Genomic DNA, 26,614 nt, shown 5'->3' with positions numbered 1-26,614 from the left:
GGTGACCGTGTGTGGTCGCGGGGGGCGTATCGGCTCCAGATCTCGTCAGTCTCGCCGAGGAGTCGGGTGGTGGCGTTGTGGTGGTAGCCAGGGCATCTGCGGCAACAGGGGCGGACATCTCAAGGACTTGCTGACGGATCGCTTCGGTCGGGGCGGCGGCCGTGGGAATGCCGAGGCCGTTGAGCTGGCCGGAGAATGCGCCTGGGGGTAAGAGCCGGCCGGCGCGTCGGCCGGGGAGGAGCCAGCGGGAGTCTCGGTGGGTCGCGGTGTTCATGTTGTCGCCGTTGTCGATTGCGGTGCACGGCGCGGGCATGGGCGAGGCAGGTTCGCCCAGACGCAGCAGGACCTGGTCGTTGTCGTGGACAACATCGTCGATGGTCAGGTGGACGACTCGGCTGCAAGGTTGCGCGTAGAGCAGGACGATGACTGCGGCAAACGGCTCCGCAGCGGCAGGCCGTCGTCGGTGAGAAGCCGGCCGAGAAGGCTCGCGCTCCTTTTGGGACAGCGGGGCTGCTCGGCGGGCCTGCGGGGGCGACAGCCCGAAGGCGCCGGGTGAGTTTGGTGGTCTGGCACCACAGCAGGAAGCTCCAGTCGGGGTTCCGGTTGCGCTCCTTGCGTTCGACGTGCCAGCGGTCAATGTCGGTCTGATGGCATGTGGTGAGGTCAGGTAGTGACCACTGAGCCAGCTCAGGAACGCTGTCGCGTGTTTGATCTGGCCCGTGGCGCATTTCCGGCTGCCGGGTGTGAGGGGTCTGCGGTCGGCAGCGGTCCGGAACCTCGGTATGCAAACCCGACCGGGGGACGCTCGCGCCGAACGGTGATCCGCGTGCTGTCCGGGCGGTCGGCAGGGTGGACCATGCGGGTCACTACTGCCACTTCGGCGCGGATGAGGGGCGGGATAGCCGTGGACGTGGAAGCCGGAATCCGGGCCAGGGCCGCGTCCAGGACCGTGATGAGATCGGCGGTGGTCTGCTGGGGACGGCCGAGGAGGGCCGCCGGTCTGCGAAGGCCGAGTCGGCGCGGGTGCCACACACGCCACTGGAGGGGGAGATGAAACGGCTGTGACCCTCCTGGGTATTGCCCGTTCCAGCTTCGGCCGCCAGAGCCGCCAAGAGTCGGGCGGCACTTACAGCGTTGCCAGGATCACGATCGAACTCCACGAGAACGGCGAGCACATCAACCACAAGTGCACCCCGCCCGCGTCATGCGCACGAGCGGCCTGGCGGGCGTGCGACTGTCTCGCAGGCACCACACGACCATTGCGGGCCCGGCCACCACGAAGGCCTCGTGACCTCATCGGACGGAACGCCACCGCCGACACGGAACGACCAGAGCAGCTTGGCGGCGATTCCCCCGGGAAACCGTCGATCCACCACGGTTGCAGTTCCCAGCACACCAGCTCCTCTGCCGTGGGCCGGTGGAAGCGGCCGGCCACAGCAAGGACTTGGCCACAGTGCCGCTGCACTGCTGAATCCCATCAGTCCTAGTTCTACGTAAGATGACGGATGTAGTGCCCCCTACGACGTCTTAGGGTCAGAGAAGTCCCTGCGGTAAACCAGAGGGACGGAACTGGATGGCGGACGGGCCACATGTCACGAGCAGTCGCCTCGGTAAGTCTCTCTTCTCGACGGGCTCGGGGCGCAGCCGCGACACAAGGCCCACCCGTTCCCCGCCTCATCACCAGAGGAGAACGGAAGAATGCGTACACGGCTGTCCCCAACGGGGCGCATGGCCTCCATCCGGCAATCGCACTCCTCGCGCTGCCGTTTGCAGCATTCGGGGCACAATGTCACCATCGGCCGCGTACGTGGAGTCGGCCGATTTGCACCCCATAGCGCCTCGGAGCGATGCATCCCTTGCGATGACCCGTTATTAGTCCTGAGCTTCGAAGGCCGATACGTAGTCATGCTCACGCCTCGTGAAGGCGCAGGCCATGAGACAGCTCAGGGCCGATTGCAGGGACCTTCGACAGGATCCGCAGCATTGGTTACGACAGTCGCATGGCGAAGGTTGCGCTGGACAGCATTATGGGAGGCATTAGGGAGCCGAGACGGACTCCAGGTGAGTCCCGACCTTGAGTGGTTGCGTCCAGGCTCCGTCCCGAGGAACGACGTGTAGAAGACCGTTTTCAACGAGGCCGAGCGATACGGCGCCGACTTCTGGGACGTCAATCGGGCAGGAGGGCCAGGTCGACCGGCCCCCACACCACATGATCTCGTGCAGTGGCACACCATTGGCGACGATGCCCCGACAAACCTGCGGGCTGTCACGGAAAACTGTCAGCCTGCCAGACCTCAAGGAGAACCCAAAGTGGCCGAGCTCTTCTACGACGACGACACCGATCTGTCCATCATCCAGAACCGCAAGGTCGCGGTCATCGGCTACGGCAGCCAGGGCCACGCCCACGCGCTGTCGCTGCGGGACTCGGGCGTCGATGTGCGCGTCGGTCTGCACGAGGGCTCCAAGTCCAAGGCCAAGGCCGAGGAGCAGGGCCTGCGCGTGGTCACGCCGGCCGAGGCGGCGGCCGAGGCCGACGTCATCATGATCCTGGTGCCGGACCCGATCCAGGCGAAGGTCTACGAGGAGTCCATCAAGGACCACCTCAAGGACGGCGACGCGCTGTTCTTCGCCCACGGCTTCAACGTCCGCTTCGGCTTCATCAAGGCCCCGGCCAACGTCGACGTGTGCATGGTCGCCCCCAAGGGCCCGGGCCACCTCGTCCGCCGCCAGTACGAAGAGGGCCGCGGCGTGCCGTGCATCGCGGCCGTCGAGCAGGACGCGTCCGGCAAGGCCTTCGCGCTGGCGCTCTCGTACGCCAAGGGCATCGGCGGCACCCGCGCCGGCGTCATCAAGACCACCTTCACCGAGGAGACCGAGACCGACCTGTTCGGTGAGCAGGCCGTGCTCGCCGGTGGCGCCTCGGCGCTGGTCAAGGCCGGCTTCGAGACCCTGGTCGAGGCGGGCTACCAGCCGGAGATCGCGTACTTCGAGTGCCTCCACGAGCTGAAGCTGATCGTGGACCTCATGTACGAGGGCGGCCTGGAGAAGATGCGCTGGTCGGTCTCCGAGACCGCCGAGTGGGGCGACTACGTCACCGGCCCCCGCATCATCACCGACCAGACCAAGGCCGAGATGAAGAAGATCCTCACGGAAATCCAGGATGGGACCTTCGCCCTCAATTGGATGAGGGAATACCACTCAGGTCTGGCGAAGTACAACGAGTACAAGAAGGCCGACGAGGACCACCTGCTGGAGACCACCGGCAAGAAGCTCCGCAAGCTCATGGCCTGGGTCGAAGGAGGTGCCTGATCTCTCGCGTGCCCCGGTACAGCCGGGGAGGCTCAGGCGCCACGCTGTCGGGTGCGGGATCAATCGCTTCACACGGCACCGGGACAGGCCACTGAGCACGACCAGCTCGCCGTCCGCTACTAGCCTGCGCGTTTCGGGTTCGGCGGGGTCCGGATCCTGACCGGGAAAGCGAAAGTGCGTTCTGGGCTGGGATGATGAGGCTTGTCTAGGGCCTCTGTCATCACAGCGGGAAGATTAACCAACGGCATCCCACTCACTCGGGGGCCGGCCGACGCCCATCGCGTCACCGACGGCCACTCCCACCCAGATATCGCCACCCGCACTTATTCCTCACGACGCACCGTCAGCACCCACGTCTCCCGCATTCTCCGCAGGCTAGCCGAGATGTCGCCGTTGATCTCCAGTCCGGTGGTGTTGGAGCGAAGAATCGACAACTCGCGTAATGAGTCATCAAGGTATGTCCCTTCTCTTAAGGTGCCGATGCATTGGGGTGAGGTATGGAGGACTTGGTGGGCCGTGAGGTTGAGGTGGGGGTGTTGGAGGCGGCGGTGGCGTCGGTGGTGTCGGGTGGGGGACGGGCGGTGTTTGTGGTGGGTGAGGCGGGTGTGGGTAAGACGGCTGTTTTGGGGGTGGCGGCGGCTGCAGCAGAGTGTGCGGGGTTTCGGGTGCTGCGTGCGGCGGGGCAGGAGTTGGAGCAACGGATTCCGTTCGGGTTGATGTCGGCGTGTCTGGGGGTGGATGCGGGGTCGGCTGAGGTGTCCGGGGGTGCGGTTGCTGCGGTTTTGCGTGGGGACGGCCGGTACGGGCTGCCGGGTGCGGTGGGTACATCGGCCGGGACGGTGGACTTCGCTGTTGCGGAGGCGATGCTTGCTCTGGTTGATGAGCTGTGTGCTCAGGGGCCGTTGGCACTGCTTGTCGATGATCTCCAGTGGGCCGATGCGGCGAGTCTCGTGGTGTTGCGGCGGCTGGTGGGCGGGGTGCAGCAGCTGCCGCTGTTGATTGTCGGGACCTACCGGCCGGAACCTGAGGTCAGGGATGTCGTTCGGTTGTCCCAGAGTGCTGGGCTGCATGAGCGGACTGTGCTGGAGCTGGCGCCGCTGAGCCCGTCGGCGGTCTTGGCGCTGCTGGCTGACGTGTGTGGTGCCAGGCCCGGTCCGCTGCTGCGGCGGATGGCGGAGCAGGCGGCGGGAAACCCGTTGTATGTCAGAGAGTTGGCCGCCGCTCTGGTGCGGGAGAAGGCGATCGAGACGTGCGGCGGGATCGTGGAGCTGACCGTCGACAGTCGGGTGCCACCGCTGACCACACTGATCACGCACCGGCTGCGCTACCTGCGCGAGGAGGTGCTGCAGGCGCTGCGCGTCGCTTCGGTTCTGGGAGCCGGCTGCACGGTCGCCGACCTCGCGGCGGTCCTGGACCGGCCGGCACATGAACTGCTCGGCATCGTCGCGGAGGCCGAAGCGGCCGGAATCCTGCAGGAGGTCGGTGACCGGCTGCTCTTCCGCCACGACCTGATTCGGCGCGCCCTCTACGACGCCGTGCCGGGTTCGATCCGCGCCATGCTGCATCTGAGGACGGCGCGGGCCCTGGCAACAGCTGGGGCAGCACCCGAACGGGTCGCCGAGCATCTACTCGTTGCGGCACCGGCGGCCACAGAGTTCCTGACCGCCTGGCTTGTGGAATCTGCGGCACACCTCACCATCCGGGCACCCGCCATGGCTCTCCACCTCATCGACCAAGCGCTGGCGTTGGCCGACCCCCACGATCCACGCCACGACCACCTCCAATGGCACCGCGCTATCGCCCAGCTCTCGTGCGGCCACCTCGCCGAGGCGGAAGAGACCGCCCGACGCGCCCTGACCAGAAACCACGACCCAGACTGGGAATGCCCCCTTCGCTGGATCATCGTCCACGCCGCATTCACCCGCGGACGACCCGACCTCGCGCTCATCGAGACCCGTCTGGCGTGCAGCGGCCAGGACATACCCGCCACCGAGGAGATCCGGTTCCAGGCCTTCAGCGCACTGTGCCTGTTCGCACTGGGCAAGCTCCCTCAGGCCGAGGAGATCGCGGCGGCCACCCGGCAAAGGGCCGAAGCCGAAAACGACGACCCCGCCCTGGCCCACGCCCTGCACATCCTGGCCGCCAAACGCTTCCTCGAAGCGCCCGGCCCCCAGGCCCTCGAACTGGCCCAGCAAGCAACCCGGCTCACACCACAAACCCTCCACCCCGCACAAGGCACCTGGCTGCAACTCACCCTGGCCAACGGCTACATCGAGCTCGACCGCCAACACGACGCCCACCACACCCTCGCCGCCACCCGCAGGGCAGCCGAGCACACCGGAAGCATCCTGCTGCCCTGGTACCACCTCTCCTGCGCCCTCCTCGCCTACAACACCGGCCGCTGGGACGACGCCCTCGCCGAAATCGAGGCCGGGCTCGAACCCGGCGAGCACTTCGCCATGAGCCGAGCACTGCGGGCAATCGCGGCAATCATCGCCCTCCACCGTGGCCAGCCCACCACCGCCTCAACCCACCTGACCGCCGCGGCCGCAGCCACCGACACCCAAACGATCGCCTGGTTCTACGAATACCTGCCTCTGTGCGCCGACATCCTCGCCGACGAAGCTCACGAGAATCCACAACGCGCCTACACCCGGCTCGCAGCCGCATTCGACCACGGCGTCGGCCACCTGTCCGGCCAATCGACCCTCTGCTTCCTCACACCCGACCTCGTCCGCCTAGCCCTGGCCCACGGCGACACCACCAACGCCCACCGCTACACCTGCGCCGCCCAGGCACGTGCCGATCACAGCAACGGGCCCTACCATCTCGGCGACGCCTACCGATGCCAAGGGCTACTGACCAAAGACCCCGATCTTCTCCTCGAAGCAGCCCACTGCTACCACCACGCACCACGCCCCCTGAACGAGGCACACGCCTACACCGACGCAGCCGAACTACTCGCACAGCGCCACATGCCCCGCCAAGCAAACACCCTCCTGGACAAAGCACTGACCATCTACACCCAACTCGACGCCGCCTGGGACGCCACCCACGCCACCTCCCGTCTCCGCTCCGTCGCCACACACCACACCACCCGACGACCACGAGGCGCCTCCAGCCACGGCTGGCAAGCACTCACACACACCGAACGCGTCGTCGCCCACCACATCGCAGCCGGCCACTCGAACCCCGAAATTGCTGCCCGCATGGGCATCTCACGACGCACCGTCAGCACGCACGTATCCCACATCCTGAAAAAACTGAAAATGACCTCACGCGTCGAAATCGCCACCGACCTCATCCGACGACGAGACCACACCCCCCACACTGACCTGCCTCCACACTGACCAGCCCCCACGCGCAACACCACATCACACGACCAATGGGCGCGGTTCTTCTAGAAGTGGCTGGTCGTGGGGCCGGTGTGAGGGCTGGGTCGTCGTGCTCGTGCCGGTCGTGAGCGGCTGCCGGGGGTACATCGTCTGTCAGTGGGCGGCCTCTCGGTTCCTGACGGCGAGCAGAGCCCCCGCACGAGCATGGCCGCCCTCCAGATCCGCGAAGCCCCGACATCCCGCTTGAGCGGAAGCGACGTAAGATCCGCTTCGCTCAGCTTGACGCGGCCTTCGCTGTAGACGAATCCGTGGCCGTCAGTGAACAGCCGGATGACCACGGCCCGGTCGAAGAAGCCGTGGCCGCTGCATCTATTTCCGAGTCGAGCCACTCCAGCACACTGGGCCAGCTTGAGAAACGCATCCGGTTGAGACACCCCATGCGGGAATTGAAGGCAAGTGCCTCGTGGACCGTGGCGTATTGCTCAGCCAACGTAGTCGTCTTTTTTCTCATGATGCCGAGCCTCTGCTGCCCGTGTGCTGACACCCAGGCCAACGTTCTCCTGTGCCGTCCCCTGCCGGGTTCGCATGCCCGGACGCCTACCGCTGATTGCCGCCAGTTCCAGCAGGCGGTCTGCGCGGGCCAGCCGGTCTCACCGACGATGAACGCGGGCTGCCCCGGACCCGCCCCAGCGGATACCGCCAGCCTGGCCAGTTCCGCCGTCGCAGCTTCACGGTCGACCACACGGCCGGCGGCATCTTCATGCTGTCACGCCTATGCACGTGTCCTTGAAGAAGCTGGCGGTTCTGCCGTCGTGCTGCGCCAAGTCGATCCAGGGCGCCTGTGGTCAGGGGTGGGGGTAGACGGTGCCGGGGGGCGGAGTCTTGAGCGTGCGGAGGTAAGTGTCGATCGCCTGGGCCGGGCGGGGCGACTGACACTTGCGATAGAGCCAGTGGTCCACTGCGTCGAGGACGGCGAGCCGGCTCTGCGGGAACGCGCGTGCCATGCGCTGTGCGCCCGGCAGCGGGGTCGCCGGATCGTTCTTGGCGTTCACCAGCAAAACCGGCGGGAGCTTGCCCTTGGCCTGGGCCGGCTGGGGCTTGGGGGCGGCCGGCCAGCCCTGGCAGCCGAGGATCATCTCCAGGGCCTGAGCGTTGTAGCGGGAGTGCGGATTGGCGGACGTGGCTTGCCGGCGCAGATCACGGTAGTGGGCGTAGTCACGGAGACGGAAGTCGTAGTCCCGGCACATCACGGTGCGCCAGGCGAGAACCCGGGCGTCATCGGTCCAGGTGATCCTGCCCTTGCCGCTGTGCAGGGCGGCCAATTGGTCGGCGGTGGGCGCTGGGTTCCACTTTTGCATGGACGCGGTGAGCCGGCCGGCCAGTTGGTCGACGGTGACCTTCTTTCGCGTGGGGCCATGCGCGCCCGGCTCGAACAGCCTGCCCGCCTCGGCACGCGCGAACAAGGAACGCACGACGGCCTTTGCGTCCTGACGTTTCAGGGCGCACTGAGTGTGCTGCTTGCACCAGGCCGCGAGCCGCTGTACTGCGGCTTCGAGGGCTGCGGAGCCCTCCTTGAGGTAACGATCGGCGTCCGGCGAGGAGGGGTCCATTGCGCTGTCGAGGGCCAGCGCCCGTAGGTGCTGCGGGAAGAGACGGGCGTATCGCTGCCCGATCAGTGTGCCGTAGGAGTGACCGAGGAAGCTGATCTTCTTCTCGCCGAGGGCGGCACGGATCGCGTCCATATCGCGGGCGACGCTTTCGCTGTCCATGTGGTCGGTGATCGGACCGCTGCGCTGGCGACAGCTGTCTGCGAGCTCCTTGTTGAGGGCGCGCAGTTGTTGGAACTCGGTGGCATTCTGGGGGCGGGTGGGGATCTTCGAGGCGAGCTTCTCGTCGCACCGGAGCTGTCCGCTGCGGCCGATGCCGCGCGGGTCGAAGCCGATGATGTCGAAGCGTTGCCGGATGTCCTTGCTGTAGCCCTCGACCGGGTTGTCGGCGTAGGAGGCGTCCTCCAGGCCGGAGTCGCCGGGGCCGCCCGGGTTCGAGAAAAGTGCACCGATGCGCTTCTTGGGGTCGGTGGCCTTCTGGCGGGCCACAGCGAGCTGCATCTTCGGCCCGTCCGGCTTTGCCCAGTCGACGGGGACCTGCACTGTCCCGCACTCGGCACGCTTGCTCGGGTTGGGGTAGGGCGGATCGGCCTTGGGGCAGGCGGACCAACGGATCGCCTGTACAGGGGACGTGGCCGTCCGCGTGCCGGGGCTCGCCCATGCGCCCTGCGGAGCCAGGAGAGAGGTGGCGAGGCAGATAGCTCCGGCAGTGGCCGTGCGGGACGCCCTGCGAGGCAAGGGCGTCCGGACGTTCGGGTACCCCTGCGGTCCCGAGGCGGATTCGGAAAGGGACGTCGTATCAGTCATGGCGCCTACCGTAGAGGCGCCGCATGATGGTCCTTCCATCGCCGCATGATGGAGACGTAACAAAGGAATCCTGCAAAGGATGGAGCCTTGCTCCGCGACGTGGCCCCCTTGGCAGTTGGATCGTTTCGGTCCGGGGAGAGAAGTCCAGGTGGGACGTCCGTCGAAGCCAGTGCCGCGCCTCGGCACGTCGGCGCACGTTCGTGACGGTCGCGAAGTAGACCGGGGCCAATCACCAGACCCCTGCGGAGTTGGGTGCGTGCGGCCGACGCCGAGAAGGTGGTGCTTGAATCGGCGTTGAACGCCGAGGAGCGGGCTGAGCTCGCGCGGCTGCGCAAGGCGACCGCGAGTGGCAGGTCGAAGGAGGAGATCCTGCGCCGGACCGAGGCGAGGGTGCTGCCGAGCCGGCGTATTGCGCTCGGAAGATGAAGTGAGGACCCACCGCTGGGACTTCGTTTCCGCCCACGCCGACGAGTTCGGTGTCCAGCGGTGCCAGGTCCTGGGCGTGGCTGGCTCGGGGTACTACGCCTGGCGAGCCGGAGCGCGGGCGAGCGCCGATCGCGCCGCGGGCGAGGCTGCGCCGGGGGGCGAACTCCGCGAGCTCCACGGCCGGACGCAGAGCGCACGTGCCGTGGGCGCATGGCGAACTGCGGGCCCAGGGACGGGTGGTCGACAGAAAACGGATGGCCCGCCTGATGCGCGAACACGGCATCATCGGCCGTCACCTGTGCAACCGCTGCCGCACCACCATTCGGGACAGGACACGCCCCCCGCACCCGACCTGACCGGACGTGACTCCAGCGCGAGCAGACCCGGCGTCCGGTGGCCGGCGAGCTGCGTATCTGCCAGTCGGCGGGGCGTGGATGCGGGCTGCCTGACCGGCGACTTCCGTGGTTTCCTGCCCCGCCCCTGGGCTGCCGTCAGCACGACCCGCCGGAGCCTGCGGACGGGGCGCAGGGCCTTGAGGAGGTCCCGGTCCGGAGAAGTGCGGGTCTGCGGGTCGGACCGGGGCTGCGCTCAGCGAGTGACCAAGGCAGCGACATCCCCGCGAAGAGCCGGAAGCGCGTTGTACAGCGTGCCGCCAGGGCATTCCGTTGCCAGCCAGTCGCGATGGCCACTGATCAGCGGGACGCCCTTTTTAGCGCCGTCGACCGGATTCGTGAAGGTGATGTTCGCCTCGGGGTTGAATTTGTGCGCCTTGGCCAGCCTCGCCAGCAAGCCGACAAGGGCCCGGCGGGCCGCGTCCGTCGGCTGCTGCTCGTTGAACGTGCCGAGCAGAGCGATCCCAAGATTACCCGAGTTATACCCCTTGGTATGGAAAGCGGTGACCACATTGCCGTTCTTGTCGTGAGCCGGGATGCCGTCCTCTCCCGACCAACGTCCCTCATAGACCCGGCCGGCTTCGTCGATGAGGAAGTGGTACCCGATGTCGCCGAAGTCCTCGAAGTCCGGGGAGGCGTGCTGCTCGTAGATGGCGCGTACCGTGGCCGCTGGATCAGGGTCGTTGTTCGGCGTGACGGTGTGATGCACGGTCAGAGCCTGCGCCGGAAAATACTTCGGCGGTGAGGATTCGGTGCCGTTCTTGTAGAAGCGCTTCTTCTCGTCCGCTCCCCAGGCTGCGCGGGAGAGGTACTTCAGCCCCCACATCTGGGGCAGTTCAGCAGGAAGGGCAACCTCCCGCACCGGCCCGTCCTTTGCGTCGATCGCGATCAAGCGCGCGCGCTCTGCACCGTCGGGCAGGGATACCTCATATCCAAAGGCCCCGCCCGCCGGGACGAGTACGGCGGCTGCTTTGGCGGAGTCGCTCAGCTCGGCGCCGTCCACTCCACACGCGCAGCCGGCAATCAAGTTGTGCCAGGTGTCGATGGCTCCGTCCTCCTGGTGGAACCGGATGGATGCCCCCCGCTTGGACCCGCTCCAGGTGAGTCCGAGGTACTGGATGGGGAACTCCGCCCTCTGCACCCCCGCGCTGGTAGCGGCGGCCGTCGCCCGCGTCTCGGGAACGCTCTCGGTGCGCCCCGGTGAGCCGGCGGAATCCCCGGAGGGCTCCGGCGAAGACGATGTGGCCGCCGAAACCACCGGCGCGAGCACCGCAGCTGCGGCTGTGGCCCCAAGTCCGCCCACCACCGCCCGGCGAGGGACACGGGAAGGACCACGATGGGAGGACGGGGAAGAGGTCGAGGAAAACGTCGAGGACGGATCGGACACGGCACTGCTCCATGGTTGCGTAGGGGGAGGGATTCGGCGTCACTGAGCCGGCCGGGAACGCGTTCAGATCCTCGGCCGCTCACTCTGAGATCGACGCACTTGAGTGAGAGGCGGGGCCGGCCCGCGCATTCGTATGGGGGCGTGGCACCGAACGGTCTTCAGGGGCACAAAGATGGATTGATGAGCCGTCAATTTATGAGGGGCTGATGTTGTCCTTCAGGTCTTGATCTGGACCGCTGCCCAGGAGTTGTCTCTGCGCACGCCGGGAACGTCGCCGACGGTCGCAGAGGTCTGGGAAGCGAAGGTGATACCAGCCTCGGTTCACGGGCATGGGCGGGCGGTGATCACACTCGGTGCGGCCGTCGGGGGCGGGCTCTGAAGGGCAGTCGTGGCTCGGATGAGGTGAACGGTCCGGTTCTGCGCAGTGGGACTTTCTGCATGGTCCGATACGGCAGTGAGCACCGCCCACGCGAGTGTGAGCGAGAGCGCGATGAATGCCGCGAACGGGCGTAGCGAATAATGCGGAACTGCGTCGTCAGCAAGCATTGCTTTCTTTCTTCGGCGGGCCGTGCGCTGCGGGGTCGGTGCAGAGGGGTGGACATTCACCGGCTCACCCCGCCGTGTGAGCCGTCATGGGACTCTCAACGTAGGGCCGAGCAAAGGGAAATACATCCGTCAAGCGACGTATCACTGGGCCGGTTCTGCTGGGACGGACATCCAAGATCCATGGGGTCATCGCAGCTTCGGGGCCCTTGCGCCAGGTGACTGTCACGGCCCCGGCCCGGCCCCGTCCGGCGGACAGAACCTGTTCGCACAGGCTCATCGGGCGGGTGCGGTAGCAAGGCAGCGGCCTGGGCCCGAGCCCGCCATAGGACGGCTCATACGGTTCAGCCGCTTGGGCACAGTCGGTCAACTCGCCCTTGAGCTGCAGTGCATTGCCCAGGCCCCGGTCCGACGGGTGCCGGAATTCCGCGTTCGCGCCGTAGCCGGCATCCGCGACCAGCGCCGCGGCCCGCAGCCCAACGGCCGCGAGCTGTCAGGACCCGCTCGACGATGAGGCTGCACTGGGTGAAGAACGTCTGGGCCCGCATCCAGAAGGCGGTGGCGGTCTCCTTAGGTCGCCGTCACCAGCGGGGCCAGGTCAGCGCGTGTTCGAAGTGGTGTCACTGGTGGCCGGTGCGGGCAGCGTCCATGAGGCGCCGCACCTCTGGCACGGTGAGAGGGAGCAAGGTGGGGTCACCGCTTCTTCGGCCCCCTTTCGATGCCGCTGTGGCCATGGCGGCGAGGAAGGCATGGGCAAGCATGGCCAGGGCGATGTGCTGGTACCAGCCCGGGTAGCGGCGACTGCGTACTGATCCAGCTCGCATTCGCTCTTGGCGGCCTGGAAGCACTCCTCGTTCGTCCAGCGAACCCCGGCGATCCGCACCAGTGTCTCGACGGTGGTGCCGCTGGGCGCGTAGGCGAGCCAGTAGGCGATCTCGTCGGGTCTGGCCAGACTGCCGCGGGCCAGCACCCACCGCTGGTGGGTGGGGTGGTCGCCGTCGAAGTCGGCGATGGCCGGCAGGCGGGCGGCAGCCCAGTCGTAGACGCGCGGGCCCTTCGCCCCGTCGCCGTACGAGATCCGCTCCCATGCCTCCTCGGGCGCTTGGGCGATGGCGAAGTCGATGCGGCCCACTGCGTGAACCTGCTGGGATTTCGGCACGGCCAGGACGTAGCCGACGTCGGCCGCTTCCAGGGCACGGCGCATGCGCCACTCCTGGCCGTAGACGCAGTCGCCCGTCACCCAGGCGATCGGGAGGTGGGAGGCCAGGGCCACAGGATCATCGCGCGAGCCAGCTCACCCTTGGTCGCGAACCCCCGGCTGGCGGGAACCTTTGCCGACCGGCACCGCTCGGCGTCATTCGTCCAGGACTTCGGCGGATACAGCTCCCGGCCTACCAGGGCACGACCCTTGACCGAGGCATAGGCGGCGAAGACCCCGATCTGGCAGCTCTCGGTGCGGCCGGCGGTGCCGGAGTACTGCCGCTGGACACCGGCCGACGTGGTGCCCTTCTTGAGGAAGCCGGTGTCATCGACGACCAGCACACCGTCCGGGGAGCCCAGCCGCTCGGCAACGTACTCCTGGACGTCGTCCCTGACCCCGTCGGCCAGCGGCATGAGGCGAGCAACCGCTGCAGCCCGTCCGGTGTCCAGTGACCGGCGTACTCGGGAGGCTGCCCGCCGTTCTTCCTGCCGACCGGCCCCAGCAGCCCCCAAACGCAGTCCCGCATCCGCCGTCGCGGCTCCGCACGGCAGAACCTTCCGCCCACCGCACCAACAAACGACCCCAGCCTACCCGGCCTTGGATCAACGCCCCACCAAGTGAGCGCACCTGAACTCGGCTACCCGCACAAGAACGCCCTCGCACCACCGCCCCGGAACGCGCACTACCAAAAAGATCCGGCAGATGACCGATGTATGACGCCTGCACGCGGACATACGCTCTGGCAGCGCAGCGAGGTGAGCGGCTGAATGGGCTGGGCTCTCGCCAGAAGCACAAGACGGGCGATTCGATCCTTCTTCGTTTTTCCGGATAAGTCGCCGCGGGTAGAGCAGTCGCTGTCTATCCGGAGAAGGGAAGGAGTAGGCCGTTCGGAAGGTGAACGCAAGAACCACGCTCGTTGAGTGACCATCATCGCGCCCAGAAGACTGATTGTGCACTGTGGACACGTCATATGAGGCCGTCGCCCAAGCACTGTGGAACGGTTCCAATAGGCAAGAGGTTGTCAAGGCATGAATTTCGAAGTTGTTGAATACCGCCGACCCAGCGTGAGGGCTGCAGTCGCCACAGTGGCTCTAATAACGGCGGTGGCTGGACAGATTTGCGGTTCGAGCGACGCGGCTGCCGGTGCACCTTCCTCTCGGCAGGCGGGAGAGGAGACTTCTCCGCACGTGCGGGCGGTCGGCAAGGTGAACCTCAACGGACGCTTCCCGATGTTCGTCATTCCAAGCAGCGATGGCCGTTACCTCTACGCGGACACCTTCAATGCCAATGACGATTTCAAAGGAGAGGTGGCAGTCATCGATGCGGTTACACACAAAGTCGTGCAGACCATACCCGTCGGCCGCTACCCCCAAGGTATGACGCTCGACCGGGAAAGCAACAGATTGTTCGTGGCCAATTCCTTCGACCACACAGTGTCCGTCATCGACGTCTCCGGGGGGAAGCGGCGCGTCGTCCGTACCATCGCTGCCGGCGGCATCACGCCTGTCGGTATCGCGGTGAGCCGACAGGGGGAAAAGACGAATGTCCTCATTGCCAATCAGGGCAGCCAAAAGGACAAGGTAGGTGGCAGTGTTTCAACCTTCAGTCTGCACGGCGACCGTGCTACGCGCGCCTCGACCGTGCTGCGGGTTCCACCGATGTCTTCGGTGAGCATGATCGCGGCGGGGCCCGACGGCCGGATCTGGGCAGGCAGTGGGAACTTTGACCACCACCTATTCGAAATTGATCCGAAGACCGGTGACGTCGTCCGTACGATCACCGCCCCCGATAACTTTGAACCCACTCAGTGGGGCATGGCCTTCACCCGAGGTGGCCACGAGGCGTGGGCAGCCGGCACCTACAGCATCGCTCGGATCAACCTCGACCAGGGCACCTTCACCCAGACAAAGCCGCAGCTGGACGATATGGCTATGGACGCAGTCATCACCCGTGACAGAAAGTACGCCCTGGTCTCCACCCTGTCCCACGGAATGCAAATCATCAACACCCAGGATGGGCGCCCCAACGGAAGCGTCGACATGGGTCCGGGAACCACAGACCTGGAACTCAGCAAGGACGGGCAGACGCTGTACAGCACCAGGTCCGGCGACGACAACCTATGGATCTCTACCGTCCACGATGCAATGGCCCGGCGGTCAAATCCAGTTACGTAAAGCGGCGACCAAGCCCCAAGAGCGGCACGGTACGTAATCGGCGGGACTGCGGCGGTCGCGGCTGCGTGCAGCCAATGAGCCGTTTCCATCCTCAGTCTGAGCTCAAGCAACTGCTGCTCTCGCTGCTTCTCGTAGCGCCCCTGGCCGGGGTCAGCTCGCTGGTGGCTGTGGTCACCGGCTACGCGGCCGAGGTCTGTGCGACCCTGCTGCGCTCGCGGGGGACCGGTCTGGCCGCTGCGATGACCAAGGCAGGCCGAGTACTCATCCTGGCCCTCATCGTTGCCGCAGCCACCGTTCCGCCCTCATTGCGACAACTGCGCTGATCGGCGCGATCCCACTGCTGCTGGCGGCGGTGGTGTACGCCTGGATGGGTCCAGAGACCAGGCGGCGCTCACTTGAGGAGATCAGCCAGGACCTGTCGTTCCCCGAGCCGCAGGGCAACGAGAAGACAGGCTCACCGGCCGCACGGTGAGGGACGGCGGTGCGGGATCCGGGAGCTCCTGGCGGGTGTTGCCCAAGGGCACGCCCCCAGAGCACTACCCGGCGCCCCCAACTACGTCATCCCTCTACGTCCGCCCACAACCTGAGATGTTCAGCGGGTATGGCCGGCACCGCCGGGAAGGCGAGCACGGCATCGAACGCCTCGGGGGCCGGGTGTTCAGGGAGGAGCTCTGGGGCCGGATCCCGTTGAGAAGTGGTGCCCGCTGGGCGCCGCACGGTGTGTGGCGCAGGTGGGTCACGGTAATCCGGTCGATGAGGTGGGCGTCGGTGAGGGCGGCCTGGACGCTTCCGGTGGCAGGCTGAAGGTGGGCTTCGGCAAGGGTGAAGCCGACCGCGGCACTGATCAGGGTATATCTCCGGCACCTGGCCGGCGGTGTGGACGAATACCGTGCGGTAGTCCTGGCGGAGCTTCGCTGCAGGTGCTGGCCCACGGGCATGGGCAGCGAGGTAGGCCGCCGTCGAACTCCATCTCGGTCTTATGACGGGGCGTAGGACATCTCCCGGAGCCTGGTGGCGATGTGTGTGCGGACACACGCTGCAGGCATCGCTGATATCGCTGGGGCCGATGGAGGTTTCCGCTGATCTTCCCGCGTCACGCGGTGCGGGAGTCACGCAACGCGAAGGCAGCGAGGCGGTCAGGCGTCGAGAATGCGTCCGGGCCACCGCAGATGCCGACGAGGAACTCGGCGCCGAGAAACGCGCGGCTGCCGGGCATCGACTGGACTACCTCGGCGAGTTCGTGCTCGCGGAACCGGCCCTCGATGAGCTTGTCGGTTTCGCTGATCTTCTCGTTGAGGGGCATCACCTCCATGGGCAGAGCCAGAGCCATCTTCGGGATGGCGGCGTCTCAGCTGGCAACACCCATGACAGCGAAGGGCTGAAGCCGATGGTTGAGGGCTCACCAAGCGGGACACGACGCTCACCGCGGCCGGTATTTCAAGCCTCAGCGATTGCACGCCGACAAGGCGTATGACTGGCTCGACCTGCGCAAATGGCTACGGGGTAAGAGGATTCGAGTGCGGATCGCCCGCAAGGGCATCGAGTCCAGCGAACGGTTGGGACGGCGTAGATGGGTGATCGAGCGCACCATGTCGTGGCTGTCGGGTTACCGCAGACTCAGCCCCCGCTATGAACGCGATCACTGGAACAACCTGGGGTTTCTCGGACTCGCCGCCGCCATCTGCTGCTACAAGCGATACGTCCGCCTCACCACAAGATTAGTGCGGCAGGCCGGGAACAGCTTCAGCTCCACCATGGCCTCGTCACCGGGACGCACTGGGTTCAGGTCGCGGCGCATGCGGGCCTGATCAGCGATGACAAGAGCGTCACGGGCATCGGTATTGCCCTCGCCGCGATAGCTGCCGGAGGCTCGGTTGACCACGCGGCCAGGGGTATAGAGCAGGTGCTGGCCGTGGTTGACGAGCACGGCGATCAACAGAGCCGCACCGCCATCGGCCAGGTCGACCGCCCAGGTGACCTCATCTCCCAGAGCCAGGACATCGGCGAAGAGTTGCAGAAGCTCGGGCTCGTCGTTGGCCACCCGGCGGGACAGAGTTTGGCACCTTCGGCGTCGAGGACCACGCAGTGGTGATGCGTCTTTCCGGCGTCAACACCGGCCCATTTCCGGCTCATCGTGCTCCCGAGCATCGTCGTGACAGCGCGACCCTGCAGACAACCTCGCCGACGTTGTACTACTCAGCGGTCTGCTCGCACATCCCAATCAGTTTCTTGCGGCGTCGCCAGCAGATGCGGGACTTCCCTGGCGGCCGGAGACCGGCGGGGGGTCTCAGTCTTTTGGGTGTGCGCGGTCCTGGTTCTGTCGGCGGGTGACCTCGGCTGCGATTTCGACGCGGGAGGCCATCCGCAGCTTGTGCAGGATGTGGGATACGTGTGTGCTGACGGTGCGTCGTGAGATCCCCATTCGGGCGTTGATCTCGGGGTTGGAGTGGCCGGCTGCGACGTGGTCGGCGACGATACGTTCGGTGTTCGTCAGTGCCTCCCAGCCGTGTTGGGCGCTGCCTCGCGGTCGGCGCGTGGTCTGGCGCATGGTGACGGCACGGAGGCGGGAGGTGGCGTGGGCCGCGTCCCAGGCGGCGTCCAGGCGGATGTAGATCATCAGCGCCTTGTCCAGCAGCGTGTTTGCCTCGCGGGGCATGTCACGCTGCGCCAGCAGCTCGGCTGCATCGGTGTTGGAGTGTGCCTCGTTCAGCGGTCGTTGTGCATGCTGGTAGCAGCGGGCTGCTTCCAGGAGCAGGTCAGGGACTTGGGTCAGGAGGCCTTGGCATCGGTAGGCGTCGCCGAGGTGGTGTGGGCCGCCGCTGTGGTCGGCTCGTTCCTGGGCGGCGCGGGTGTAGCGGTGTGCGTTGGCGGTGTCGCCGTGGGCCAGGGCGAGGCGGACGAGGTCGGGGGTCAGAAAGCAGAGGATCGACTGGCCGGGCAGGTGGCCGACGCCGTGGTCGAATGCGCGCGCAAGGGGCATGCCCAGCTGGGGTCATGGGTTCTGGTGGCGGAAGGCCAGCGGTCACCGACCTCCCACTCGCCACAGCGGATAGATCACGAAGTCGCACTGGAGTACTAGTACTCCAGCAGGATTTCGCTGTCTGACCTGCGTCTTTGGCTGGGTGGCGGGAGTGTAGCGGGACTTCGTTCGTGCGGGGGCGGTCTCACGGAGGCCGCCCCTCGATCGTGCGACACCGCCGCAGGTAGTGACAACGGCGGGCGACTGCTTGGTGTCGGCGGCGCCAGTTCGACCAGCTCAGCGTGTGGCGTCGTCCTCGGTGTCCGCGCAGGTGCGGGGGCCGGGCACGACAAGCTGCCAGGAGTCGCCGAACCTCCGCCACTGTGAGTTCGATGGCCCCGGCCGTCCCACCCGTTCCGCCCCCTTTTCCCGGGCCTGGTGTGCCGTGGCGGCCAGGAAGGCGTGCGCGAGCATGGCCAGAGTGATGTGCCGATACCAGCCCACGTAGCGGCGGACTTCGTATTGGTCCAGGCCGCATTCGTTCTTCGCGGCCTGGAAGCATTCCTCGATCGCCCAGCGTGCCCCGGCGACCCGCACCAGTTCCTGGACGCTGACCTGAAGAGGTGCGTAGGCGAGGTAGTAGGCGATCTCGTCGGGCTTGCTGATGCTGCGCCGTGCCAGTGCCCACCGCATCCGGTGAGGGACCTCGCCCTGATAGTCGAACTCGGCGACGGCCGGCAGCCGCACCGCGGCCCAGTGGTAGATGCGGGGCCCCTTCGCGCCGTCGCCGCATGAGATCTTCTCCCACGCTTCGTTCGGGGCCTGCGCGAACAGGCCCTCGATCCGTGAACAGCCCACGCTGAACTGGGACTTGGGGACAGCCAGCACGTAGCCGACGCCCGACTGCTCCAGCATCCGGCGGAATCGGTTGTCCTGCCCATAGGCGGAATCCGCGGTGACCCAGGTGATGGGCAGCGGTGAGGCGAGGGCCCGCAGCACCATGTGCCGGGCCAGCTGGCCCTTGGTGGCGAACTCCCGCTCGTCGGGGACCCTTGCGGTGCGGCAGCGTTCTGGGTCCTCGGTCCAGGACTTCGGGAGGTAGAGCTCGCGGTCGACCAGGGCCCGGCCGCGCGTGGAGGCGTAGGCGGCGAAGACGCCGATCTGGCAGTTCTCGGTCCGGCCGGCGGTTCCGGAGTACTGGCGCTGGACCCCGGCCGAGATGGTGCCCTTCTTAATGAACCCGGTGTCATCGACGATCAGGACGCCGCCGGGCTCGCCGAGCTTGTCGGAGACGTATTCCTGCAGGTCGTCGCGGATGTCATCGGGCTCCCACTTCGCTCCGGCGAGCAGGTGCTGCAGGCCGTCGGGCGTGCGGTGGCCGGCCTGTTCGGCCAGCTGCCAGCTGTTCTTGCGGGCCACCGGGGCGAGTAGCCCGCGTACATAGTCACGCATGCGGCGGCGGAGCTCGACTCGGCCGAAGCGGTGCCCGATCGTCAGGAAGAGATCGTCCAGTTCGAGGTCCCACTGCGCGGCGGCAAACTCGGTGATCACCTTGGGAGGCTGCCCCGCCGTTGTCACTACCTGCGGCGGTGTCGCACGATCGAGGGGCGGCCTCCGTGAGACCGCCCCCGCACGAACGAAGTCCCGCTACACTCCCGCCACCCAGCCAAAGACGCAGGTCAGACAGCGAAATCCTGCTGGAGTACTAGCGGCTAGTTCTCCGCCTGTTTGTTGAAGTATGTCTATTGCCGGTGTTCCGCGGAGAGCAATGACCTCGCGGTGGGCTGCGCCGCAGCAGCGGAGTTTGCTGGTGACGGTCACCACCCGGGCGCCGCGCCGGCCCTCTTCAGCAGGCGGCGGAAGAAGCGCCTGGCTGCGGTCTTGTCCCGCCGGTCCTGCACGACGAGGATGTCCAGCACCGTCCCGTCCTGGTCGATGGCCCGACATGGATGCTCCAGCCCGCGGTTGATCTTGATTAAGGCCTCGGCCGGGGGCTTACGGCGGCGCAGCGCGTTGGCGTAGCCCTGCCCGAGCTTGAGACACCACCGCCGAACTGTCGCGCAGGAGACTGTCCAACGCTTCACCGCCACCTTCCATGCCGCCAAGGACGCCTATCGGTTCCTGCTGCCCGCTCGCCCCACTGATTCGTAACGTGCACAGCCGCGTACGGCTCGCCCTCACTCAGCAAGTCGCCGACCGCTTCGAAGGCGGCGCATTCGAAGCGGTCGGCGACCGTGCCACCGCCCTGAGCGCCGCCGCCGAGGCTGCCTCCGACACACCTGCGAAGCCTGCGGCGCCCCGCCGTACCCGTCTGCGGCGCGCCGGGCAGCGCACCTGGATGCAGGCCGGCTATCGGGATCTGCCGTGCCCTGCACCGGCCCTCCGCCCGGTCGGCAGCGAAGTCGGCGGTGACGATCCCCTTCCTCGGCAGGTCGCACCGGGTTTTCCACTGCAGCGACCTTGACGCCGCGCAAGCCCCTGGGCAACACTCGCGGCCAAATCGTGCATGAAGCCGGAGGTCTCATGCTTCGTACCCTCAGGATGCCGAGTGTGGGCGTCGCCTCGCTGATCACCGCCTGCCTGACGGTCGTGTCCGGCGGCGCTGCCCACGCCACCACAGTCGCGCTGTAGCTAGTGCCGCGTCAGTCAAGGTTTGCCCGGCAGCGAGGCGTCCTGGTGCGTGCGATCGCAAGGCGGCCGGAAGCCCTCGTAGTGGGCCCACTCGGGTTTACGGCCAACGCGGCGAGCGCGTGTGCCAGGCGGCGAGCGGCGCGAACCTTGGCTGACGCGGCACTAGGGACGTAAAACGAGAGGAACAGGCAAGTGCAGACACCGTTGAGTTGGGTCGCCAGGAGCGGGACCTTGGCACTGTGTTGCTCACTGCTGACTGCGTGTGGAGGCGCGGGCGGCAGTAAGGGGAGCGGCAGCGAGCAGCTCGACCTGACCAAGAACGTCACTCTGATCGTGCAGCAGCAGACCAGTGACGAATCGATGTTCGCCTACATCGGAGAGAAGTTCGAGAAGAAGTACCCGAACGTCGAGGTCAAGTTCCAGACGGTCAACCAGAAGCAGAAGGTCGGCTCGAATCTCGCGGTGATCGGCTCGAGCGTCCCGCCGGACGTCGCCATGATCCCGCTGAACTCCGAGGTCTACACCCAGCTGACCAACGATCACATGCTCGTCCCTATCTCCGACGTCTGGGATGAGGCGCGCCTGAAGGACCGTTACAGCGCCCCGGTGGCTGCCTCCATGCAGACCGACGACGGTCCGACGACAGTCGTCTACTCGCAGTTGATATACAACGTGCTGTGGATCAACCCGATCCTGTTCCAGAGGGCTGGTGTCAAGATTCCGACAGACCACCGGATCAAGTCGGTCGACGATTTGATCAGGATGGCGAAGACATTCCGCAAGGCCCACATCGCGCCGCTGCAGGTGGGTGGAGGCTCGGAGTTCGAAGCGAGCTGGATGCTTGACGCGTTCTTGCCGACAGTCGCCACCAAGGACCAGATGGCGAACCTGCTCACGAACCACAACACGAAGGTCGACGTCACGACGCCGTACGACAAAGGCCCGTTCGTCGACGCGGTCAAGGCAGTCGAGAAACTCGGGAAGGGCCGCGTCTTCCAGGACGGCTACCTAGCGCAGGATGCTGCAACCGCGCTGGCGCCCTTCGTGGCCGGTGACGCGGCAATGGCCCTCTACGGCAACTTCGCAGTCCCGGAGTTCCAGAAAAACAAGAAGATGGACTTCACTCCCGACTGGCTGCTCCTCCCGCCGGCCGGCCACCAGTCCAAGGTCGTCCAGACCCAGTACTTCGGGGACGGCCTGGGCATCCCGGCCAAGTCGGACGACATCGCGTGGGCCAAGGAGTTCGTCAAGTTCGCGATGAGCGACGAGATGCAGAAGGACGCTGTCGTCGGTGTGGGCAAGCTCCTCCCCTCTGTCACGTCCCTCCCCGCCGATCAGCTGCACGTCGACGCCTGGTCGAAGAGCCTGCTCGCTGACATCGCGGCGAACGGCTCGGCCCCGGGGTGGACCTCAGTCGTTCCCGGTGGCTTCGGTCAGCAGTTCGTGGATCCGCTCATCCAGCAGATGCTGAAGGGTGACCTGACGCCGGAGGAGGTTGTGGAGAAGCAGCAGGACAAGCTCACCGACTTCCGCAAGAAGAGTTGAGGTTGAACGTGACCGACCACAAAGGAGCGGCCCTACTCAGAGGGGCCGCCTCCTGGACCGCAGACAAGGAGAGGCGGCCATCTCGAAGCCCGGGTCAGCCACCAGCGCGCGCCACTCGTCGATTCCGCCGGGAACTGGTGGCGCCGAGGCGAAGACGCGCCGCTCCTCCCGATCCAGCAGGGACTGGACCATGGGGTCGATGTCGTCGTTCCCCGAACAGCGAGAGCCGCCAAGGAACCTGTGTGTTCTGTCATGTCGTCAGTGGAACAGGTGGCACTGACGAAACGTCACAAAGAGGCCTAGTCAATAATGATGGGCGGTCAAATGAATGAAAGAAGCCCCGCGGGCCTGCAGAAACGCTGGAGAGTCGGCACACGAAAACGCACAGCTGTGTGCAACCCCCCGCGCGCACTGACCACTGCGCGGCGGGCATGAACACCGAGCCACAAACCCGGCGGCGCCTCACCGCTAACCTGCACGAGCCCGGTAGCCGCAGGGTTCCTGTCGTCCGTGAAGCCAACATCGAGCCTACCCATGTCGGCTCGGCACCAGCCGGCCACTCGAGCGGACGGGTAGGGGTCAGATAGGCGGTGATTGCTTTGAAGCGAAGCGACACGAAGAGCAGAGCGCAGCAGCCGTGAAACGAGTGCCTGCTCGCGCCTGCCGAGGCTGGCCGGCAGATCACTACGGCCGCCTGCGATCCCAATAACAAGGCACAGCAGTGGAAATACGACAGTGCCTCCCGTGTTGTACAGAACCCTTCCACGGAGTGGGTAATGGCCATGGGTACGGGCGGCTCGGGCGACGCAACCGTCCCAGTTATTGCTGAACCACGCGACACTTCCGATACAACCCAAACCGTCCGATTCGGGGAACTCCCCCTGTAATGTCGGCGGGGGATGCTCTTGGAGTGCAAGGGCATCCCCTGCTTCCGGGCCCGCGCGTTGACGGTGCCTCACTTCGCGTGAGGGCTATCGGGATGGCGGTGGTGTTGATGGCGAACGCGGTGAGCCGCCACCATGGGCATTGATGAATCGCAACTGCGCGCCGGGGTGCGGGCGTTCCTTGCGGACGTTCAGCTGCATCCCCTGCGGCCAGCCCTTGAGGACATCGCCGGTAAGTTCGCCGACCCAGGCCGCGTCGCGGATCTCGCCTCCCGGCTCGATGGCCACCGTCCACGCGGCGGGCGGGACCTTGAGGACAGCTTCGTGGATGGCGCCGGTGATGGTCAAACCCGACCGAGTGCGACGGCGACCTGCCCCGCTTCGCGAGCCAGGCTGTGAACTCATTTGTTCCGCCACCGGAGTCGGTACGAAATCAGCGTCGGACGTCCACGCCGGTGCTCCTTCGGCAGCTGGGCAGGGCGAGTTGGGCCGTGGTGATCTGGTTGGCGGCGGTGGTACCGCCTGCGTTGCCCGGCCTCAGCAAGCCCGCCGCAGGCTTTCCGCTCCCACCGCTTTCGTGATCGACAAACGCCAACAGCGGATGCCGGCCGAAGGCCTTCTTCCAGGTCACGGTGGCATCCTGCTTCTCGGAGTGTGCCAGCACGGTTTCCCGCCTCATCGACACCCTCGCCGCAGCTGGGTTGGAGGCAACCGTCCCGACCACGATCGGCTCGGCCCGCAACATCCCGGCGCCAGGCACTGACTGCCAGTAGGCGCTCGCTATCCAGTACCGCAGAGCAGAACCGCAGTAAGCGACCCAAGCAATGTGCAGGCATGTTTACCCCCTCGGGGAACGAGCGCCGCACCTCAGCAGCGACCCTGAGGGCCAGCCGGGTCTTGTCCAGACCGCCCACACCGGTCAACGTGAGCAGCCTGGTACGGGCGAGCAACCGCCGCGCTTCGGACACCGCCCACCGACGCCCGACGAAGCTCGTCACCTCCGAGGGCAGGTTCCCACCTCACCTTCCGGCCCGGTCCCGTCCCGGAAGAGACGCCGCCCGCCTGGTCGGCGGAGGAGCGGCGATCGCTGCCCTGAATGGTCCTTGTGCATAGCGGCGTTCTCACCTCCCAGTTCGCTTGCCCTCTGCGGTGTCGATCTCGGTCATGTCCCCCCACCACAAGATGTCGGGAGCGATCGTGTCGGAGCGGCCCATCGGCCAGCTTCGCGCGTCTGACCTCGCGGTTCTTCGTCCGCTTGGGGCAGAGGCGCCACTTGTAGAACCACGGCTGGGATACGCGCATGGCCCGGCAGGCCACCGTATGCGGGGTATTGTGCTCGGTCCTCAAGGCGCTGATCACCCTGACGAGCGTCGCCGGGTCCGCAATGGCTACTTCGCCACAGGGCCATGCAGCGAAGGATATCTGCCAGGCCCTCGGTCACGACGTGCTGCCGAAGAACGTCGAAGGCACCCGGGCCAAGCTGAAGCGCCTGGTCAAACTCGGCATCCTCACCGAAGCCGACACCGGCAACTTCGCCAGGAAGCAGTAGCCGAAGCTGCGGCCAGCACCCCTGCCCCAGCCACTACTTGGAAACGGGCATCGCCTGACGAACCGCCCACTTAAAGCCACACTCGACACCCCTGGGCGAGCCAACCCTACGAATGGCTCGCTCAACCCGGTCAAGAAGGTAGGACGGTCTTAGCCTTGGACATGGGCCTTCGCGGTGTCACCCGGCCCGACCTGCACCTGCGCTCCCTCGACTCCGTCGTCCGACTCCTTCTGGCCGGCTCGAACGAGTCGGAGCAGAAGAGCAGACTCACCACCCTCGTGGCATCCAACGGCTCCTACTACGCCTCGGGAAGCAGCAACCACGTCACCCTCGACCTACCGGAGACCTACCGCTCTGCCGAGGAGCGCCTCAGCAACGGGCAGCTGGTGTGCAGCCTGGCCCACGCCCAGGCTATCCTCCACCCCCAAGCTCCGTCCCGACGACGTCCAGGTCACCCTCCGCTCCCAGGGCGAGTTCCGCAGGGCCTGCGGCAGCAGGCCCTGGACGGCACCGCGCCGGAGAGTCCGATGGGCCTTGTCCGTCACCCCACCGCAGCTGCACCTTTGTTGGCGGCGCCTCAAGAAACGCCCATCGTGATCGCCTTACGCGATGTGACTGGCGGCGAATATACGTCAACTAACCGATGTGTATCGATTTTCTCCTCCTTACATTTGCAGGCGCCGGGTTCAACCGCCAAGCGTCCGAACTGCAAGTTCCCGTAGTTGCGGGTAGCTGTCTCACGCGAGCGTGGCAGTCGCTACGGCAGTGGCCGGTCAGCATGAGGGAAGGTCAAGTATGCGTCGTAGTATGTCTTTCGCGGTCCGCAGGATTCCGCTTCGACTGAGCGAAGAGCGCACTGATGACTTCAGCTGAGGGTTCAGAAGCCGTTGCCGGTACGGGCCTTGCCGCCGCCTCCGAAGGACCGTGCACGGCTAGCACGCTGGATAAAGCCACCGTTCTGGAGAAGCTACGGTCGGCCAGGGGGCGGCAACTCGACCAGCTTGCCATGAATGGTGCACAGCGAGGCGGTGGGACGACTCCGTAGCCATGCAGGTGATCGTCGAGGTACTGCGCCTGGAGCCGGGCGATGTGGACGGCGAAGCCACCCGCAAATTCCTGGCCACGGTCGGCTTCCCTTGAAGCCTGGCTTCGCATTCCAAGGTTCGAACTTGGGTTCAGCACAGCAAAGCGTCGCCCCTGAACCGTAGAAGTAGCTCAGGGGGACTTTCCCGGTCTGATATCGGCACATGTCGTGGCGATTGACATGCCGTCACTGGCTGTGAAGAGCAGCTGCCTAAGACGTCGTCTCGATGGCGCTCCGACCGGGGAGCGCCAGGTACTATCTCACTGAAAGTTGGTTTTCATGATGCGGGCAATACTTCGTGCAGGCCTGACAGGAGCTGCCGTCGCCAGCATGTCTTTGGCTGCTGGGGCGGCTTACGCCACTCCGGCCGGCCCAGGTGTCACCAGCAAGCTGATATACCAGAAAACGGACGGCAATACGGACTACATCGTGCGGGAGATCACGATCCCTCCCGGCCAGAGCACCGGCTGGCACTATCACGACGGGACCTTGTACGGCGTCGTCGAACAGGGCACCCTGAGCCGTTTCGACGCCACGTGCCAGCAGAACGGGACCTTCAAGTCCGGCAGCACTGTGACCGAGCGCCCTGGGGCCAACCACGTACACATCGGCCGCAACCTCGGCAAAGCACCCCTCACTCTGGTGGTGCTCTACGTCCTGCCTCACGGTGCACCGCTGAGGCAGGATGCAACCAACCCTCCTTGCGACTCCCAGTAATTGTCTATCGGCTTCCCAGAGAGTGCCCTGAAGAGGGCCTTCTCTGGGGCGCGGGGCGCATGCC

General features: G+C 66.2%; 13 protein-coding genes and 7 pseudogenes. 10 read left to right on the top strand and 10 right to left on the bottom strand.

Features of this window, described 5'->3' with window-relative positions; all coding sequences use genetic code 11:
* The first annotated feature begins 2,310 nt into the window (after positions 1 to 2,310).
* The gene (ilvC, locus tag BKA18_RS34305) at positions 2,311 to 3,309 is read left to right on the top strand and encodes a ketol-acid reductoisomerase (RefSeq protein WP_429638735.1); all 999 of its coding nucleotides are present in this window, start codon (positions 2,311 to 2,313) and stop codon (positions 3,307 to 3,309) included.
* 497 nt (positions 3,310 to 3,806) lie between these two features.
* Positions 3,807 to 6,659, top strand: coding sequence for an ATP-binding protein (locus tag BKA18_RS34300; RefSeq protein WP_366048602.1), 2,853 nt, complete (start codon positions 3,807 to 3,809; stop codon positions 6,657 to 6,659).
* Positions 6,660 to 7,489: 830 nt separating this feature from the next.
* Here BKA18_RS34300 and BKA18_RS34295 read toward each other — a convergent pair.
* Entirely contained in the window at positions 7,490 to 8,752 is a 1,263-nt protein-coding gene (locus tag BKA18_RS34295) for an alpha/beta hydrolase (protein WP_366048601.1), read from the bottom strand.
* 558 nt (positions 8,753 to 9,310) lie between these two features.
* On the opposite strand from BKA18_RS34295, the gene BKA18_RS34290 reads away from it, so the two are divergent.
* The gene (locus BKA18_RS34290) at positions 9,311 to 9,484 is read left to right on the top strand and encodes a hypothetical protein (protein WP_366048600.1); all 174 of its coding nucleotides are present in this window, start codon (positions 9,311 to 9,313) and stop codon (positions 9,482 to 9,484) included.
* A 588-nt stretch (positions 9,485 to 10,072) separates the two neighbouring features.
* Here the strand turns inward: BKA18_RS34290 and BKA18_RS34285 are convergent.
* The 3 genes and pseudogenes from BKA18_RS34285 to BKA18_RS34275 all read right to left on the bottom strand — a co-directional run bounded on the left by BKA18_RS34285 (position 10,073) and on the right by BKA18_RS34275 (position 13,593).
* A complete protein-coding gene (locus BKA18_RS34285; protein WP_366048599.1) occupies positions 10,073 to 11,263 on the bottom strand; it encodes a peptidoglycan recognition protein family protein in 1,191 nt (396 codons plus the stop codon).
* A 610-nt stretch (positions 11,264 to 11,873) separates the two neighbouring features.
* Positions 11,874 to 12,284: pseudogene (locus BKA18_RS34280) on the bottom strand (transposase); the annotation flags it as partial.
* Positions 12,285 to 12,426: 142 nt separating this feature from the next.
* Positions 12,427 to 13,593: pseudogene (locus BKA18_RS34275) on the bottom strand (IS701 family transposase).
* Positions 13,594 to 14,035: 442 nt separating this feature from the next.
* Between BKA18_RS34275 and BKA18_RS34270 the strand changes: the two are divergent.
* Complete coding sequence (locus BKA18_RS34270; RefSeq protein WP_366048598.1) at positions 14,036 to 15,181, top strand: YncE family protein; 1,146 nt, start codon at positions 14,036 to 14,038, stop codon at positions 15,179 to 15,181.
* A 74-nt stretch (positions 15,182 to 15,255) separates the two neighbouring features.
* Complete coding sequence (locus BKA18_RS34265) at positions 15,256 to 15,504, top strand: hypothetical protein (protein WP_366048597.1); 249 nt, start codon at positions 15,256 to 15,258, stop codon at positions 15,502 to 15,504.
* Positions 15,505 to 16,211: 707 nt separating this feature from the next.
* On the opposite strand, the pseudogene BKA18_RS34260 reads toward BKA18_RS34265, so the two are convergent.
* Positions 16,212 to 16,529: pseudogene (locus BKA18_RS34260) on the bottom strand (transposase); the annotation flags it as partial.
* On the opposite strand from BKA18_RS34260, the pseudogene BKA18_RS34255 reads away from it, so the two are divergent.
* Positions 16,524 to 16,896: pseudogene (locus tag BKA18_RS34255) on the top strand (transposase); the annotation flags it as partial. The pseudogenes BKA18_RS34260 and BKA18_RS34255 sit on opposite strands and share 6 nt — an antisense overlap.
* On the opposite strand, the pseudogene BKA18_RS34250 reads toward BKA18_RS34255, so the two are convergent.
* The 4 genes and pseudogenes from BKA18_RS34250 to BKA18_RS34235 all read right to left on the bottom strand — a co-directional run.
* Positions 16,881 to 17,314: pseudogene (locus BKA18_RS34250) on the bottom strand (IS110 family transposase); the annotation flags it as partial. The pseudogenes BKA18_RS34255 and BKA18_RS34250 sit on opposite strands and share 16 nt — an antisense overlap.
* A 154-nt stretch (positions 17,315 to 17,468) precedes the next feature.
* Positions 17,469 to 18,161, bottom strand: coding sequence for a helix-turn-helix transcriptional regulator (locus BKA18_RS34245; protein ID WP_366048596.1), 693 nt, complete (start codon positions 18,159 to 18,161; stop codon positions 17,469 to 17,471).
* Between the two features lie 276 nt (positions 18,162 to 18,437).
* Positions 18,438 to 19,691 carry an IS701 family transposase gene (locus tag BKA18_RS34240; RefSeq protein WP_429638734.1) on the bottom strand — a complete coding sequence of 418 codons (1,254 nt, stop codon included), beginning with the start codon at positions 19,689 to 19,691 and terminating at the stop codon, positions 18,438 to 18,440.
* 216 nt (positions 19,692 to 19,907) lie between these two features.
* A pseudogene (locus BKA18_RS34235) lies at positions 19,908 to 20,209 on the bottom strand (DDE-type integrase/transposase/recombinase); the annotation flags it as partial.
* Between the two features lie 895 nt (positions 20,210 to 21,104).
* Here BKA18_RS34235 and BKA18_RS34230 point away from each other — a divergent pair.
* Both BKA18_RS34230 and BKA18_RS34225 read left to right on the top strand, forming a co-directional pair.
* Entirely contained in the window at positions 21,105 to 22,316 is a 1,212-nt protein-coding gene (locus BKA18_RS34230; RefSeq protein ID WP_366048595.1) for an ABC transporter substrate-binding protein, read from the top strand.
* Positions 22,317 to 22,966: 650 nt separating this feature from the next.
* Complete coding sequence (locus tag BKA18_RS34225; RefSeq protein WP_366048604.1) at positions 22,967 to 23,203, top strand: hypothetical protein; 237 nt, start codon at positions 22,967 to 22,969, stop codon at positions 23,201 to 23,203.
* A 42-nt stretch (positions 23,204 to 23,245) separates the two neighbouring features.
* On the opposite strand, the pseudogene BKA18_RS34220 reads toward BKA18_RS34225, so the two are convergent.
* Positions 23,246 to 23,945, bottom strand: a pseudogene (locus BKA18_RS34220) (transposase); the annotation flags it as partial.
* A gap of 555 nt (positions 23,946 to 24,500) precedes the next feature.
* On the opposite strand from BKA18_RS34220, the gene BKA18_RS34215 reads away from it, so the two are divergent.
* Complete coding sequence (locus BKA18_RS34215; RefSeq protein WP_366048606.1) at positions 24,501 to 24,749, top strand: hypothetical protein; 249 nt, start codon at positions 24,501 to 24,503, stop codon at positions 24,747 to 24,749.
* Between the two features lie 1,366 nt (positions 24,750 to 26,115).
* Positions 26,116 to 26,550 carry a cupin domain-containing protein gene (locus BKA18_RS34210; RefSeq protein ID WP_429638790.1) on the top strand — a complete coding sequence of 145 codons (435 nt, stop codon included), beginning with the start codon at positions 26,116 to 26,118 and terminating at the stop codon, positions 26,548 to 26,550.
* Positions 26,551 to 26,614: the final 64 nt, after the last annotated feature.

The organism is Streptomyces auratus (genome assembly GCF_050433025.1).
GTDB classification, from domain to species: domain Bacteria; phylum Actinomycetota; class Actinomycetes; order Streptomycetales; family Streptomycetaceae; genus Streptomyces; species Streptomyces sioyaensis.
Note: the sequence above shows the minus strand (reverse complement) of the source record. Positions and strands in the feature narration are given on the sequence as shown.

What these genes read in the sequence shown, in the direction of transcription:
- BKA18_RS34300 (WP_366048602.1), top strand. Translation starts at nt 3,807, where the DNA reads ATGGAGGACTTGGTGGGCCGTGAGGTTGAGGTGGGGGTGTTGGAGGCG.
- BKA18_RS34295 (WP_366048601.1), bottom strand. Translation starts at nt 8,752, where the DNA reads ATGCAGCTCGCTGTGGCCCGCCAGAAGGCCACCGACCCCAAGAAGCGC.
- BKA18_RS34270 (WP_366048598.1), top strand. Translation starts at nt 14,036, where the DNA reads ATGAATTTCGAAGTTGTTGAATACCGCCGACCCAGCGTGAGGGCTGCA.
- BKA18_RS34265 (WP_366048597.1), top strand. Translation starts at nt 15,256, where the DNA reads ATGAGCCGTTTCCATCCTCAGTCTGAGCTCAAGCAACTGCTGCTCTCG.
- BKA18_RS34245 (WP_366048596.1), bottom strand. Translation starts at nt 18,161, where the DNA reads ATGCCCCTTGCGCGCGCATTCGACCACGGCGTCGGCCACCTGCCCGGC.
- BKA18_RS34215 (WP_366048606.1), top strand. Translation starts at nt 24,501, where the DNA reads ATGGCCCGGCAGGCCACCGTATGCGGGGTATTGTGCTCGGTCCTCAAG.
- BKA18_RS34210 (WP_429638790.1), top strand. Translation starts at nt 26,116, where the DNA reads ATGCGGGCAATACTTCGTGCAGGCCTGACAGGAGCTGCCGTCGCCAGC.